Here is a 13,398-nt window from a genome sequence, read left to right as displayed (position 1 = left end):
CCCCCGTGGCATCCTGCGCAGCATGCGGACGATGAGTGCGGCCGTCGCGCGCCGGACGGCGCTGGCGGCCCAGGGGTTCGGGCGGCGCAGGCCCGCTGTCACCACCCGCAGGACGGTCCTCGACGTACTGGCCAGAACCCAGCTGCTGCAGATCGATTCGGTCTCGGCGGTGGTGCGCGCGCACTACGCGCCGGTCTTCAGCCGGATCGGCGGCTACGACCGCTCACTGCTGGACGACGCGGCCTGGCGGCACCGGGCGCGCACCCCGCGCCGGCTGGTGGAGTACTGGGCGCACGAGGCCGCGCTGATCCCGGTCGAGGACTGGCCGCTCTTCCGCTGGCGGATGACGCAGTACGAGCACGGTCGCTGGGCCGGGATGCGCCGGGTGCTGGAGCGCAACCCGACCCTCGGCGCCGACATCGTGGACGTGCTCACCGAGGTGGGCCCGGCCAACGCCGCGGAGGTCGAGAAGCACCTGGAGCTGGACAAGCCGCGCCCGCGCGGCTCCTGGTGGGATCTCACCGACACCAAGACCATCTGCGAGCAGCTCTTCGCGGCGGGCACCGTCTCGGTGAGCCACCGCACCGGCTTCACCCGCTACTACGACCTGGCCGAGCGGGTGATCCCGTCGGAGCTGCACGCCAGGGCGGTGCCGCAGGAGGAGGCGGTGCGCGAGCTGGTGCGCCGGGCCGCCACCGCGCTCGGCGTCGCCACCGAGCCCGACCTGCGCGACTACTACCGCATGCAGCGCAAGCAGACCGAACCGGCCATCGCCGAGCTGGTCGACGCCGGCGAGCTCATCCCGGTCGCCGTCGAGGGCTGGGATCGCCCCGGCTACCTGCGCGCGGGCGCCCCGGCGCCGCGCCGGATCTCCGGCGCCGCGCTGCTCTGCCCCTTCGACCCGCTGGTCTTCTGCCGCCCCCGCACCGAGCGGGTGTTCGGCTTCCACTACCGGATCGAGATCTACACCCCCGAGCCCAAGCGCGTGCACGGCTACTACGTCTTCCCGTTCCTGCTGGACGGGCAGCTGGTGGGCCGGGTCGATCTACGCGCCGAGCGCGCGGCCGGGCGGCTGCTCGTCCCCGCCGCCTTCGCCGAGCCCGGCCACGCCACCCCCTACACCGCGGCCGCGCTGGCCGAGGCGCTGCGCGAGATGGCCGACTGGCTGGAGCTGGACGACGTGGTGCTCGGCGACCGCGGGGATCTCATGCCGGAGCTGGCTCAGGCGTCGCCGCGCGGCTCCGGCTTGGAGCTCGGGCCGTAACCGCCGCCGTAGCCCCGCATCTGGTCGCGCAGGGTATTGCTGACGGCGTGCGAGAGCCAGGAGTTGAGCGACTGCCCGCTCTGCGCCGCGGCCTCCTCGGCGCGCGACTTCAGCTGCTCCACCAGCCGCAGCGTGACCCGGCTGATATCGCCGGTCATCTCCTCGAAGGTGGGCGGGGTATCGGCGCCCTCCTTGGCGACCGGGCGCACATCGACCGCGGCGTCCGCGCCCCGGACCGAGACGTGCACCGTGCGGTCGCCGAGCGCGGTGCTCACCTCGGCGGCGAGGTCCGAGAGCGCGGCCAGCAGCATCAGCCGCGCGGAGCTCTCCACGGCGGTGGCCAGCGCCTCGGCGGTGGCGCGGGTCTTCTCGTCGCCGAGCGCGGCCGCGGCGACCAGGTCGGCGCGGAGGCGGGCGGTGTAGCTGTCGAGATTCATGACACCAGCATGGCGTCTCCGTGATGTCATGGCAAGAAATCCGTGACGCCACTCGATGTCGGTATGGTGTCAGTGCGAGGGGTGCGGCCGGTTCGCGCGGGTGCGGCACACCGGCGCCCGGACGAGGGTGTCGAGCGGACAAGCACGACCGGGTAGCCTTTCTCACCATGAGGAACGGTGAAACGACGCCCACCCCGCTCCGGGCGTCCGGCTCGGTCGGCGTCGCCATGGTGACCCCTTTCACGCCCGAGGGGAAGCTGGACGTCGACGCGGGTGTCGCGCTGGCGGCCCACCTGGTGGACCGCGGCGTCGACCTGCTCGCCGTCTCCGGCACCACCGGCGAGTCGCCGACCACCACCGAGTCCGAGAAGGCCGATCTGCTGCGCGCCGTCGTCGACGCCGTCGGCGAGCGCGCCACCGTGATCGCGGGCGCGGGCACCTACGACACCGCGCACTCGATCCACCTGGCGCGCAATGCGCAGCGGGCGGGCGCCCACGGGTTGCTGGTCGTCACGCCGTACTACTCGCGCCCCTCCCAGGAGGGGCTGGTCGCGCATTTCACCGCGGTCGCCGACGCCACCGACCTGCCGGTCACGCTGTACGACATCCCGCCGCGCTCGGTGGTGCCGATTGCCTCGGACACCATCCGGGTGTTGGCCGAGCATCCGCGGATCGTCGCGCTGAAAGACGCCAAGGGCGATCTGAACATGGGCGCCGGGCTGATCGCGGAGACCGGGCTGGCCTGGTACTCCGGCGACGACGCGCTCAACCTGCCCTGGCTTTCGGTGGGCGCGACCGGCTTCATCAGCGTTATCGGGCACCTGGTGCCGGAGCGGCTGCGCGACCTGCTCACCGCCTACACGGCCGGTGACGTGGAGCGGGCCCGGCAGCTCAATGCCGATCTGATCGGGCTGAACAATGCCATGGCGCGCCTCGGCGGCGTGGCAATGACCAAGGGCGGGCTGCGCTTGCTCGGCGTGGATGTGGGCGAGCCGCGGTTGCCGCAGCTCATGCCCTCCACCGCCCAACTCGACGAGCTGGCCGGCGATCTGCGGGCCGCGGGGGTACTTGTATGAGCCGACCACGGAGACGTTCCGCCAGCCGCACCGCGGGCCCGCCGCTCCCGGCGAGTGAGCGGCCGGTCGCCGAGAGCGCCGCTCCGGAGATCGACGCCGCCGCCGATGCGGCGGCGGTCGTAGCGGAAGGTGCCGCGACCAGTCGCGCCGCCACGGGCGAGACCGGAGCCGCCGCGAGCGAAACCGGTACGGATTCTGGCCGCGCCGCCACGGAAGAGACCGTCGCGGTGACCGCCGAGCGGACAGACCGTTCGGGCCGCGACGGCGGTGCCGAGCAGTCGAGCGGCCGCCAGGGCAATCGCCGCAACAACAACCGCGGCAGGCAGTCCGGGCGCCGCTCGGAGCCGGCGCAGGACCAGCCCGTGCTGGCCCCGCAGGACCGGCTCGGCACCCCGCCCAAGGCCCCGCGCAACGGCCTGCGCGTCTTCGCGCTCGGCGGCATCGGCGAGATCGGCCGCAACATGACCGTCTTCGAGTTCGGCGGCAAGCTGCTCATCGTCGACTGCGGCGTGCTCTTCCCGGAGGACCAGCAGCCCGGCGTCGACCTGATCCTGCCCGACTTCCGGCCCATCGAGGACCGGATGGACGACATCGTCGCGGTGGTGCTCACGCACGGCCACGAGGACCACATCGGCGCCGTGCCCTTCCTGCTCCGGCTGCGCCAGGACATCCCGGTGGTCGGCTCCCGCTTCACCCTCGCGCTGGTCGCGGCGAAGTGCCGCGAGCACCGGCTGCACCCGAAGCTGGTCGAGGTCACCGAGGGCCAGCACACCACGCACGGCCCGTTCGGCTGCGAGTTCTTCGCGGTCAACCACTCCATCCCGGACGCGCTCGCGGTCGCCATCCGCACTCCGGCCGGCGTGGTGCTGCACACCGGCGACATCAAGTTGGACCAGCTCCCGCTGGACAACCGGCTCACCGACCTGGCCGGCTTCTCCCGGCTCGGCGACGAGGGCGTCGACCTCTTCCTGGTCGACTCCACCAATGCCGAGGTGCCCGGCTTCGTCACCCCGGAGCGCGAGATCGGCGGCGTGCTCGACACCGTCATCGGCAAGGCCCGCGGCCGGGTGATCGTGGCCTCGTTCGCCAGCCACGTGCACCGGATCCAGCAGGTTGTGGATGTGGCCCAGCGCTACGGCCGCCGGGTCTGCTTCGTCGGCCGCTCGATGGTCCGCAATATGCAGATCGCGCAGGAGCTGGGCTACCTGACGGTGCCGTCCGGTGTCGAGATCACCATGGACGGCGCCGCGAGCCTGCCCGGTGACCGCCTGGTGCTGATCTCCACCGGCTCCCAGGGCGAGCCGCTCTCGGCGCTCTCCCGGATGGCCCGCGGCGACCACCGGCAGATCAACGTGCGCGCCGACGACCTGGTGGTGCTGGCCTCCTCGCTCATCCCGGGCAACGAGAACTCGGTCTTCACCGTGGTGAACGGCTTGGCCCGGCTCGGCGCGACGGTGATCACCCAGCAGAACGCGAAGGTGCACGTCTCCGGCCACGCGTCGGCGGGCGAGCTGCTCTACCTGTACAACGCGGTGCGGCCGACCAATGCCATGCCGGTGCACGGCGAGTGGCGGCACCTGCGCGCCAATGCCGCGCTGGCGGTGGCGACCGGCGTGCCCGAGGAGCGGGTGGTGCTGGCCGAGGACGGCGTCGTGGTCGACCTGGTGGACGGCATCGCCTCCATCGTCGGCCGGGTGCCGGTCGGCCACGTCTACGTGGACGGCCTCTCGGTCGGCGACGTCGGCGAGTCCACGCTCTCGGACCGGCTGGTGCTCGGCGAGGGCGGCTTCATCTCGATCACCGTCGCCATCGATCAGGACACCGGCAAGGCGGTCAGCCCGCCGGAGCTCAGCGGCCGCGGCTTCTCCGACGACCCGAGCGCGCTCGCCGACGCCGCCCAGCTGGTGGAGGCGGAGCTGCTGCGGCTGGCCGGCGAGGGCGTCACCGACACGCACCGGATCGCGCAGAGCGTGCGCCGGGTGGTCGGGCGCTGGGTGGCCGATGTCTACCGGCGCCGCCCGATGATCATCCCCACCGTGATCGGGGTCTGATCCCGCGAGACGACGAGAGCCCGCCGGAGTGATCTCCGGCGGGCTCTGTCGTACCCCGGCTCAGCCCTCGCAGGCGGCCGATTCGATCTTCGCGCTCTTCACCACATTGCAGGCGAAGGTGTTCGAGACCTTCCACTGCCCGCCCTCGGAGACGAACTCGATGAAGGCGTTCTGCACCGGGGTGCCGCCGATCGTGACGTCGGCGTCGGCCTTCACCTTGCCGCCGGCCGGCTCCTGCACGTTCGTCACCTTCACGGTGACGTTCTCCCGCTCGGCCGCGGCCACCAGGTTCTGCACCAGGTAGGGATCCTGCTCGGCGTTCTGGATCCAGCTGATCTTCTCGGCGTTCGGCACCGCGGGGTCGAAGGCCTTGGTGAGCCGGTCGTTCAGCTCGGCGACCGTCGGCTTGGCCAGCACCGGCGCGGCCGCCGAGGTCGGCGCGGAGCCGGTCTGCTTGCTGCCGATGTCGCTGCCGCCCTGCGCGTCGCCGGCGTCGGCGTCGCGGGTGGCGGTGGCGACGGTGCTATCGCCGGACTTGTCGTCCGTGGAGCTGCTGCAGCCGACCGCGAGGGTGCAGGCGGCCGTGGTCAGGAGCACCGCGGCGGCGGTGCGGAAAGGGTGCTTCACAGTGTTCCCCCGTCAGTTGCTGTGGTTGGAGGTGCAGTTCCAGTGCACGATGGTGGCGTCGGAGTAGTTCTCGTTGAGCGCCAGCGACTGCGCCGAGCGGCGCGAGGCGCCGTAGGCCCAGCTCCAGGTGGAGGTGCGCTCGGAGTAGGCGACGGCGCCGCAGCCATTGGCGAACCACACCAGCGACTCGCAATCCGCGGCGCCGCAGCTGCTCAGCGCCTTGGCCGTGGCCTGATCGACGTCGGCGTAGTCGTACGAGTAACCGATCAGCCCGGTCGAGGGGGAGAGCGCGATGGCGCCGTAGTAGGAGCGCGCGGCCTGCGCGGAGGGGGCGCCGAGTGTCAGCGCGGAACCGACCGCGGCGGCGACGGCGACGCCGGAGACGAACTTTTTCACGGGGGAGTTGCCCTTCTGTCCGGAAGATCCACGACCCGATGGACCGAAGCAACAAAATACACAGTGCGGCGCGCGCTGGGTATCTTCGGCAGGGTGAGCATGGCACAGAAGGAACGCCGCGAACTCGTGGCGACGATGGCGGCCGCCGGTCCGGACGCACCGACGCTCTGCGGGAGCTGGACCGTCCGCGATCTCGCCGCGCACCTGGTGGTGCGGGAGCGCAGGCCGGACGCCGCGCCCGGGATCATGATCAAGGCGCTGGCGCCGCGGTTGGAGAAGGTGCAGGCGCGCGCCGCCGCGCGGCCGTTCCCCGAGCTGCTCGAGGTGGTGCGGACCGGGCCGCCGTGGTGGTCGCCGCTCAAGCCGATCGACGCCGTCGCCAACCTCGCGGAGTACTTCGTGCACCACGAGGACGTCCGGCGCGGGGGCGAGGTGTGGGAGCCGCGCGAGCTGCCCGCCGGCGAGCAGCGGCAGCTCTGGAAGACCGTGCGGCGCATGGGGAAGATGGCGTACCGGAAGTCGCCGGTGCCGATCGTGCTGCGCACCCCGGACGGGGACGAGGCGCGGATCGGCTCGGGCTCCGGCGAGCCGGTCGTGCTGCTCGGCGCCCCCGCCGAGCTGCTGCTGCACGCCTTCGGGCGGGACAAGGTGCGGATCGAGACCTCCGGCCCGGAAGAGTCGGTTCGCCTGGTCCTCGCCCTGGACCGCTCCCTGTAGCCCGCGAACAACCCCGTGACCGGCCCGCGAGACGCGCGGGAACAGTGTTGCGGATGGTTTCCGCGGGGCATTTGGGGCTAGCCTGGGGCCATGGCAGGTAAGCCCCGCAGCACCACGTCGGCTCGGCCGCGCGCGGGAACGGCGCGGGGGAGGGCTCCCCGAAGCGGTTCCGCGCCCGCCGCTTCCGGGGTGCCGCGGGCCGGCGCGCCCGCCCCGAGAACCCGGAGTGCGCCGCGGGCGGGCGCCACCGCGCGGGCCGGCGCCACCGCGCGGACCGGTGCGGTCCGCCGCCCGGCCCGGCGTCCGGCGGGGGCCAGGTCGAACACCGCTCCGCTCGCCGTGTTCACCCGCGCGATCACCGGCGGCTGGTCCATGCTGGCGCGCGGCGTCGGCGCCGCCACCCGCACGGTGAGCAGGGCGGGCGATATCGACCACGGCCACCGGCGCGACGGCATCGCGCTGGGGCTGCTCGCCTTCGCGGCGGTGGTGGCCGCCGCCGTCTGGCTCTCCGCGGGCGGCCCGGTCGGCCGCTGGGTGGAGACGGTGATCCGCGCGGTGGGCGGCTCCGCCTCGGCCGCGGTCCCGTTCGCCGCGGCGGCGGTCGCGGTGATCCTCATGCGCACCGAGCCGCGCCCGGAGATCCGCCCCCGCCTCGTCCTCGGCGGGCTCATGGTGGGGCTGCCCTTCCTCGGCCTCTGGCACCTCGCCGCGGGCGCCCCCACCGACGCGCACGGCCGCTCCCGCGCCGCCGGTTTCCTCGGCTTCGTGGCAGGCGGCCCGCTCGGCCAGGGGCTCACCCCGTGGCTCGCCGCCCCGATCCTGGTGCTCTGCGTCGCCTTCGGCGTGCTGCTGCTCACCGGCATCACGGTGCGCGAGGTGCCCGACGTGCTGCGCCGCTGGTTCGGCACCCAGTCCGGCGGCGACGAGTACGCCGACTACGACGCCGCGCACCCCTTCGACACCGGCTACGGCACGCTCGACCCGCCCGGCTACGACGACCCGCCCGCGCGCCCGCGCCGCCGCCGCGGCCGCACCCCGGCCGAGAACTACCCGACCGACGAGTTCCCCGGCTCCGGCGCCTCCACCGAGCTGCTCGGCGAGCCCCCGCTGCGCGATGCCAAGCCGATCGAGCCGCCGCCCGCCCCGGAGCCGGAACCCGCCCCGAAGCCGCGCAGGCGCGCCACCCCGGCGCCGGTCGACCAGACCCCGCCGCCGCCCCCCGAGCCGGAGTTCGTCACCGACCGGGTGATCGAGGGCGACTACACGCTGCCCCCGCTCTCCCTGCTCACCGACGGCGACCCGCCGAAGAAGCGCAGCGCCGCCAATGAGTCGATGATCGAGGCGATCACCGAGGTGCTGGTGCAGTTCAAGATCGACGCGGCGGTCACCGGCTTCGTCCGCGGCCCGACGGTCACCCGGTACGAGGTGGAGCTGGGCCCCGGCGTGAAGGTCGAGAAGATCACCGCGCTGGCCAGGAACATCGCGTACGCGGTGGCGACCGAGAACGTGCGGCTGCTCGCGCCGATCCCGGGCAAGTCCGCGGTCGGCATCGAGGTGCCGAACTCCGACCGCGAGCTGGTCCGGCTGGCCGACGTGCTCAAGGCCGGCTCCACCCGCAACGATCACCACCCGCTGGTGATCGGGCTGGGCAAGAACATCGAGGGCGAGTTCGTCTCGGCGAACCTGGCCAAGATGCCGCACCTGCTCGTCGCCGGCTCCACCGGCTCCGGCAAGTCGAGCTTCGTGAACTCCATGCTGGTCTCGCTGCTGCAGCGGGCCACCCCGGACGAGGTGCGGCTCATCCTGATCGACCCCAAGATGGTCGAGCTCACCCCCTACGAGGGCATCCCGCACCTGATCACGCCGATCATCACCCAGCCCAAGAAGGCCGCCGCCGCGCTGGCCTGGCTGGTCGAGGAGATGGAGCAGCGCTACCAGGACATGCAGGCCAGCAAGGTGCGGCACATCGACGACTTCAACCGCAAGGTGAAGTCCGGCGCCATCACCACCCCGCTCGGCAGCGAGCGGGTGTACCGGCCGTACCCCTACATCCTGGCCATCGTGGACGAGCTCGCCGACCTGATGATGACCGCCCCGCGCGACGTCGAGGACGCCATCGTCCGGATCACCCAGAAGGCGCGCGCGGCCGGCATCCACCTGGTGCTGGCCACCCAGCGCCCCTCGGTGGACGTGGTCACCGGCCTGATCAAGACCAATGTGCCGTCCCGGCTGGCCTTCGCGACCTCCTCGCTCACCGACTCGCGCGTCATCCTGGACCAGCCGGGCGCGGAGAAGCTGATCGGCATGGGCGACGGGCTCTTCCTGCCCATGGGCGCGGGCAAGCCGACCCGGCTGCAGGGCGCCTACATCTCCGACGAGGAGATCTACGGCGTCGTCGAGTTCACCAAGAACCAGGCCGAGCCGGAGTACACCGAGGGCGTCACCGCGGCGAAGGCGGGCGAGAAGAAGGACGTCGACCCCGATATCGGCGACGACCTGGACGTGCTGCTGCAGGCCGTGGAGCTGGTGGTCACTTCGCAGTTCGGCTCCACCTCCATGCTGCAGCGCAAGCTGCGGGTCGGCTTCGCCAAGGCGGGCAGGCTGATGGATCTCATGGAGACCCGCGGCGTCGTCGGGCCCAGCGAGGGCTCCAAGGCCAGGGACGTGCTGATCAAACCGGACGAGCTGGACGGCGTGCTGTTCGCCATCCGCGGGGGTGATCCGGAGCCGGCCGACGCGGAGTGAGGTGTAGCGTCCGGTGTGACGAACCACCCGGTTCCGCCCCGCTGCGGCAAACCTCGGACAATTCGGGCATGCTGGGTGCCATGAAAGCAGCCGTCGACAGGACCCGCGCATGCAGGTGACCGGACTCGTATGGGTGATCACCATCGTGGTGATCCTGGGATTGTTCGTCTTCGACTTCTTCGCGCACGTGCGCACCCCGCACGAACCGAGCTTCAAGGAATCGGGCTTCTGGTCCGCCGTCTACATCGGGATCGCGCTGCTCTTCGGCGGCTTCGTCGCCTGGCAGTGGGGCGGCACCTACGCCGGTGAGTACTACGCGGGCTTCGTCACCGAGAAGGCGCTCTCGGTGGACAACCTGTTCGTCTTCCTGATCATCATGAGCACCTTCGCGGTGCCGCGGAAGTACCAGCAGAAGGTGCTGCTCATCGGCATCGTGCTCGCGCTGGTGATGCGCGGCGGCTTCATCGCCGTCGGCGCGGCCGCGATCAGCGCCTTCAGCTGGGTGTTCTACCTGTTCGGGGCGTTCCTGATCTACACCGCCGTGAAGCTGCTCAAGGAGAGCGGGCACGAGGTGGAGGCGGAGGAGAAGCGGGACTCCGCGATCGTCCGGATCACCAAGAAACTGGTGCCGACCACCGACGACTACCACGGCGACAAGCTGTTCGCCCGGATCGACGGCAAGCGGGTGGTCACCCCGATGCTGCTGGCGCTGCTCGCCATCGGCTTCGCCGATCTGCTCTTCGCGCTCGACTCGATCCCGGCCATCTACGGCCTCACCGAGCAGCCGTACCTGGTCTTCACCGCCAACGCCTTCGCCCTCATGGGGCTGCGCCAGCTGTACTTCCTGATCGGCGGGCTGCTGGACCGCCTCGTCTACCTCTCCTACGGCCTCGCCGCCATCCTGGCGTTCATCGGCGTCAAGCTGGTGCTGCACGCGCTGCACGAGAACACGCTGCCGTTCATCAACGGTGGTGAGCACGTCGCGGTCCCGGAGATCTCCACCCCCCTCTCGCTCTCGGTGATCATTGGCATCCTGGTGATCGCCACGGTGGCCAGCCTCCTCCGCACCCGCGGCTCCGCGAAGCCGCGCGCGGAAACACCCGACCCGGCCGAACAGCCGAAGTAGCACGCCGAGGTCCGAGCGGAAGCGGCACGTCCGAGGCGGCCGCCGAAGCAGCACCTCGGTGCGGGAGACCCCGCTGCAGGCGAACGCGGCGGTCTACCCCGCCCGGGGACGCGCCGGTCCACCCCATCCGGGGGCGCGGGGGGCGGCACACCGCCAGGTGTGCCGCCCCCCGCTTCACCCTTCGAGACGCCCCGGCCGGGTCGCAGACCCGAGAGGGCGTCGGACGCGAGCTTCAGTCCGAGAACGCCCCGAGCACCGGCAACCACTCGGCGACGCGAACCGCATCGATCAACTCCTCGCGCGCGAACGGATCACGCCCGAGCAGCTCGAGAAGCTCCGCTTCCGACGAGGTGCGGAAGAGGAGCAGGGCACCGGACCCATCGGAATACGGTCCACTGGTGAGCAGCGTCCCGGCGTCGACCAGCGACCCCAACCAGTTCCGATGCTCCGCGCGATGAACATCGCGCCCGGGCACGGTGCCCGCGGAGTAGGTGTAGTGCACGGCGAAGGTCGGCACGCGACGATCCTCTCAATCCAGGGTCAGCAGCATCCGAGTATTGCCGAGCGTGTTCGGCTTCACGTAGCTCAGGTCCAGGAACTCGGCCACACCGGTGTCGTAGGAGCGGCACATCTCCGCGTACACCTCGGCGGTCACCGGCGTGCCGTGGATCTCCACGAACCCGTGCCCGGCGAAGAACGGCACCTCGAAGGTGAGCACGAACACCCGCCGCAGCCCCAGCTCCCGCGCCACCTCCACCAGCCGGCGCACGATGAGCTTGCCCACACCGTGCCCCTTCACGCTCGGGTGCACCGCCACCGTGCGCACCTCCCCGAGATCCGCCCACAGCACGTGCAGCGCGCCGCAGCCGACGAGCCGGCCGTCCAGCTCCGCCACCCAGAACTCCTGGACCGCCTCGTACAGCGTCACCAGGTTCTTCTCCAGCAGGATGCGGCCCGCGTAGACGTCGATGAGCTCCTTGATCCCCGGCACGTCCGCGGTGCGGGCTCGGCGCACCACCACGGCGGAAGCGGGCGCGCCGGGGGGCGCGACGGAGTTCGCGTCGCTGGTGGAAGCACCGAGTGGTGCCCGAGAAGTCATGGGGTGAACAGTAGCGGGGCCGGTTACCGATAGGCTGAGGCTGTGCCGCGCATCCGACCCTTCTCGCCCCGGTATCGCCGTGCGCGATCCGCGGGCCGGGGGCTGTCGTGAGCGCGCAGCCCGAGGAGATCGACCGGGGGTGGAGCGGCCCCGTCGTCGGCCCCGGCTATCAGCGCGCGCCGCAGGAGGGCCACGTGCCGCACGAGCCCGCGGTGCCGCTGATGAACATCGCGAACATCCTCACCATGCTGCGGATCGCGATCGTCCCGCTGTTCGTGCTGGCGCTCTTCGCCGCGGGCGGCCACGACACCGCCTGGCGCATCGGCGCCACCGTGCTGTTCGCGGTCGCCGCCATCACCGACCGCTTCGACGGGCAGCTGGCGCGCAAGTACGGCCTGGTCACCGATTTCGGCAAGCTCGCCGACCCGATCGCGGACAAGGCGCTGGTCGGCGCCGCGCTCATCGGGCTCTCCGTGCTCGGCGACCTGGCCTGGTGGATCACCATCGTGATCTGCGCCAGGGAGATCGGCATCACGCTGCTCCGGCTGGTCGTCGTCCGGCGCGGGGTGATCCCGGCCGGGCGCGGCGGCAAGCTCAAGACGCTGGTGCAGACGCTGGCCATCGGGGTGCTGCTGCTGCCGCTGAGCGGTGCCTTCGAGACCGCGGGGATGGTGCTGATGTACGTGGCGGTGCTGCTCACCGTCGCCACCGGGCTGGACTACGTCGGCCAAGCGGCCCGGGTCTGGCTGGCCGGCCCGGGGCGGGCCAGGGAATCGTGACCGACCCGCTGGCGGGCGCCGGCGCCGCCGAGCTGGTGGCCGCGCTGCGCGGCGCCGGGCAGACCGTCGCCGCCGCCGAATCGCTGACCGCGGGGCTCTTCACCGCCGCCCTGGCCGGGGTGCCGGGGGCGAGCACCGTACTGCGCGGCGGGCTCGTGGTCTACGCCACCGACCTCAAGCACACCCTGGCCGGGGTCGACGCCGAGCTGCTCGCCGGGCTCGGCCCGGTCGCCGCGGGCACCGCCGAGCAGCTCGCGGTCGGCGCCCGCACCCGCTGCGGCGCGGACTGGGGCGTCGGCCTCACCGGGGTGGCCGGGCCGGACCCGCAGGGCGGGCAACCGGTCGGCACCGTCTTCCTCGCGATCGCCGGACCCGGGCACACCAGCACCCAGCGGTTGAAACTCGCCGGTGACCGGTGGACCATCAGACTCGGTGCGACGCGCGCGGCGGTCGAGGAGTTGCTGCGCACGGTCGAGGCCGCCGAGCGGCCCTGACACCGGACCCCGGGAAACCAGCGGTGACCCGGGACAACCCGGAGCCGCGGCGGGCGGATCCGCGCCGTGAAATCCGGGTGAACCCGGAGGAGGAGCGGGAACCGATCGGCGCCGCGGCGCGTTGTGCTGGAGAACGGGTTGCGCCGGAGGTCCGGTCGCGCTGTGGCGCCGGGCGGATGGGCGGCGGCCGGTGTGCGAGGAAGAGGAGTGCGAGATGACGCTGCTGCGAGAGGCCATCGGGGACAGTCTGCGGCGTGCGCGGCTCGCGCAGCACCGCACCCTGCGCGAAGTGTCCGGCTCGGCCCGGGTCAGCCTCGGCTACCTCTCCGAGGTGGAGCGCGGGCGCAAGGAGGCCTCCAGCGAACTGCTGGCCGCCATCTGCTCGGCGCTGGACGTGCCGCTCTCCCGGGTGCTCTGGGACGTGAGCACGATCATGGCCGACGCCGACGGGTTCGGGCCGCTCGGTGAGCTGGAGCCGGTGCTGGCCGTGGCCCCCGCGGAGCGGGCCGAGGCGGCGCCGGAGCGGGGCGCCGAGACGGCCGGTTTCACCGACGCGAGCGGTCGCGCCGATACGGCCGCCGAGCACG

Annotated in this window: 13 protein-coding genes and 1 pseudogene; 9 read left to right on the top strand and 5 right to left on the bottom strand. The window is 72.2% G+C overall.

The window, feature by feature from the left end:
- Positions 1-22 precede the first annotated feature (22 nt).
- Entirely contained in the window at positions 23-1,264 is a 1,242-nt protein-coding gene (locus tag AB0H71_RS27960) for a crosslink repair DNA glycosylase YcaQ family protein (protein WP_357026694.1), read from the top strand.
- On the opposite strand, the gene AB0H71_RS27955 is transcribed toward AB0H71_RS27960, so the two are convergent.
- Positions 1,222-1,701, bottom strand: a complete 480-nt coding sequence (locus AB0H71_RS27955) for a hypothetical protein (protein WP_357026692.1) — start codon at positions 1,699-1,701, stop codon at positions 1,222-1,224. The two genes, AB0H71_RS27960 and AB0H71_RS27955, sit on opposite strands and share 43 nt — an antisense overlap.
- 167 nt (positions 1,702-1,868) lie before the next feature.
- Here AB0H71_RS27955 and dapA point away from each other — a divergent pair, with 167 nt between their 5' ends.
- Together dapA and AB0H71_RS27945 are read left to right on the top strand one after the other, a co-directional pair.
- On the top strand, positions 1,869-2,777 hold the full coding sequence (gene dapA, locus AB0H71_RS27950) for a 4-hydroxy-tetrahydrodipicolinate synthase (protein ID WP_357026690.1): 909 nt from the start codon (positions 1,869-1,871) through the stop codon (positions 2,775-2,777).
- Entirely contained in the window at positions 2,774-4,828 is a 2,055-nt protein-coding gene (locus tag AB0H71_RS27945) for a ribonuclease J (protein WP_357026688.1), read from the top strand. The genes dapA and AB0H71_RS27945 overlap by 4 nt, the downstream gene beginning before the upstream one ends.
- 60 nt (positions 4,829-4,888) lie before the next feature.
- Here the strand turns inward: AB0H71_RS27945 and AB0H71_RS27940 are convergent, their stop codons facing one another.
- Complete coding sequence (locus AB0H71_RS27940; protein ID WP_357026686.1) at positions 4,889-5,455, bottom strand: hypothetical protein; 567 nt, start codon at positions 5,453-5,455, stop codon at positions 4,889-4,891.
- Positions 5,456-5,467: 12 nt separating this feature from the next.
- Positions 5,468-5,851, bottom strand: coding sequence for a DUF4189 domain-containing protein (locus AB0H71_RS27935; RefSeq protein ID WP_357026684.1), 384 nt, complete (start codon positions 5,849-5,851; stop codon positions 5,468-5,470).
- A gap of 93 nt (positions 5,852-5,944) precedes the next feature.
- Here AB0H71_RS27935 and AB0H71_RS27930 point away from each other — a divergent pair, with 93 nt between their 5' ends.
- From AB0H71_RS27930 to AB0H71_RS27920, 3 genes are all read left to right on the top strand, one after another.
- The gene (locus AB0H71_RS27930) at positions 5,945-6,568 is read left to right on the top strand and encodes a TIGR03085 family metal-binding protein (RefSeq protein WP_357026682.1); all 624 of its coding nucleotides are present in this window, start codon (positions 5,945-5,947) and stop codon (positions 6,566-6,568) included.
- 90 nt (positions 6,569-6,658) lie between these two features.
- The gene (locus tag AB0H71_RS27925; protein ID WP_357026680.1) at positions 6,659-9,313 is read left to right on the top strand and encodes a DNA translocase FtsK; all 2,655 of its coding nucleotides are present in this window, start codon (positions 6,659-6,661) and stop codon (positions 9,311-9,313) included.
- Between the two features lie 109 nt (positions 9,314-9,422).
- On the top strand, positions 9,423-10,439 hold the full coding sequence (locus AB0H71_RS27920; RefSeq protein ID WP_357026678.1) for a TerC family protein: 1,017 nt from the start codon (positions 9,423-9,425) through the stop codon (positions 10,437-10,439).
- Between the two features lie 232 nt (positions 10,440-10,671).
- On the opposite strand, the gene AB0H71_RS27915 is transcribed toward AB0H71_RS27920, so the two are convergent.
- Both AB0H71_RS27915 and AB0H71_RS27910 read right to left on the bottom strand, forming a co-directional pair.
- Positions 10,672-10,956 carry a YciI family protein gene (locus AB0H71_RS27915; RefSeq protein WP_357026676.1) on the bottom strand — a complete coding sequence of 95 codons (285 nt, stop codon included), beginning with the start codon at positions 10,954-10,956 and terminating at the stop codon, positions 10,672-10,674.
- A gap of 12 nt (positions 10,957-10,968) precedes the next feature.
- On the bottom strand, positions 10,969-11,538 hold the full coding sequence (locus AB0H71_RS27910; RefSeq protein ID WP_357026674.1) for an amino-acid N-acetyltransferase: 570 nt from the start codon (positions 11,536-11,538) through the stop codon (positions 10,969-10,971).
- A gap of 221 nt (positions 11,539-11,759) precedes the next feature.
- Between AB0H71_RS27910 and pgsA the strand changes: the two genes are divergently transcribed.
- The 3 genes and pseudogenes from pgsA to AB0H71_RS27895 all read left to right on the top strand — a co-directional run.
- Complete coding sequence (pgsA, locus tag AB0H71_RS27905) at positions 11,760-12,317, top strand: CDP-diacylglycerol--glycerol-3-phosphate 3-phosphatidyltransferase (protein WP_357026926.1); 558 nt, start codon at positions 11,760-11,762, stop codon at positions 12,315-12,317.
- Entirely contained in the window at positions 12,314-12,811 is a 498-nt protein-coding gene (locus AB0H71_RS27900) for a CinA family protein (protein WP_357026672.1), read from the top strand. The genes pgsA and AB0H71_RS27900 overlap by 4 nt, the downstream gene beginning before the upstream one ends.
- Positions 12,812-13,025: 214 nt before the next feature.
- Positions 13,026-13,253, top strand: a pseudogene (locus AB0H71_RS27895) (helix-turn-helix transcriptional regulator); the annotation flags it as partial.
- Positions 13,254-13,398: the final 145 nt, after the last annotated feature.

The organism is Nocardia sp. NPDC050697 (genome assembly GCF_040654395.1).
GTDB lineage: Bacteria > Actinomycetota > Actinomycetes > Mycobacteriales > Mycobacteriaceae > Nocardia.
This window is presented reverse-complemented; position numbering and strand designations above follow the sequence as displayed.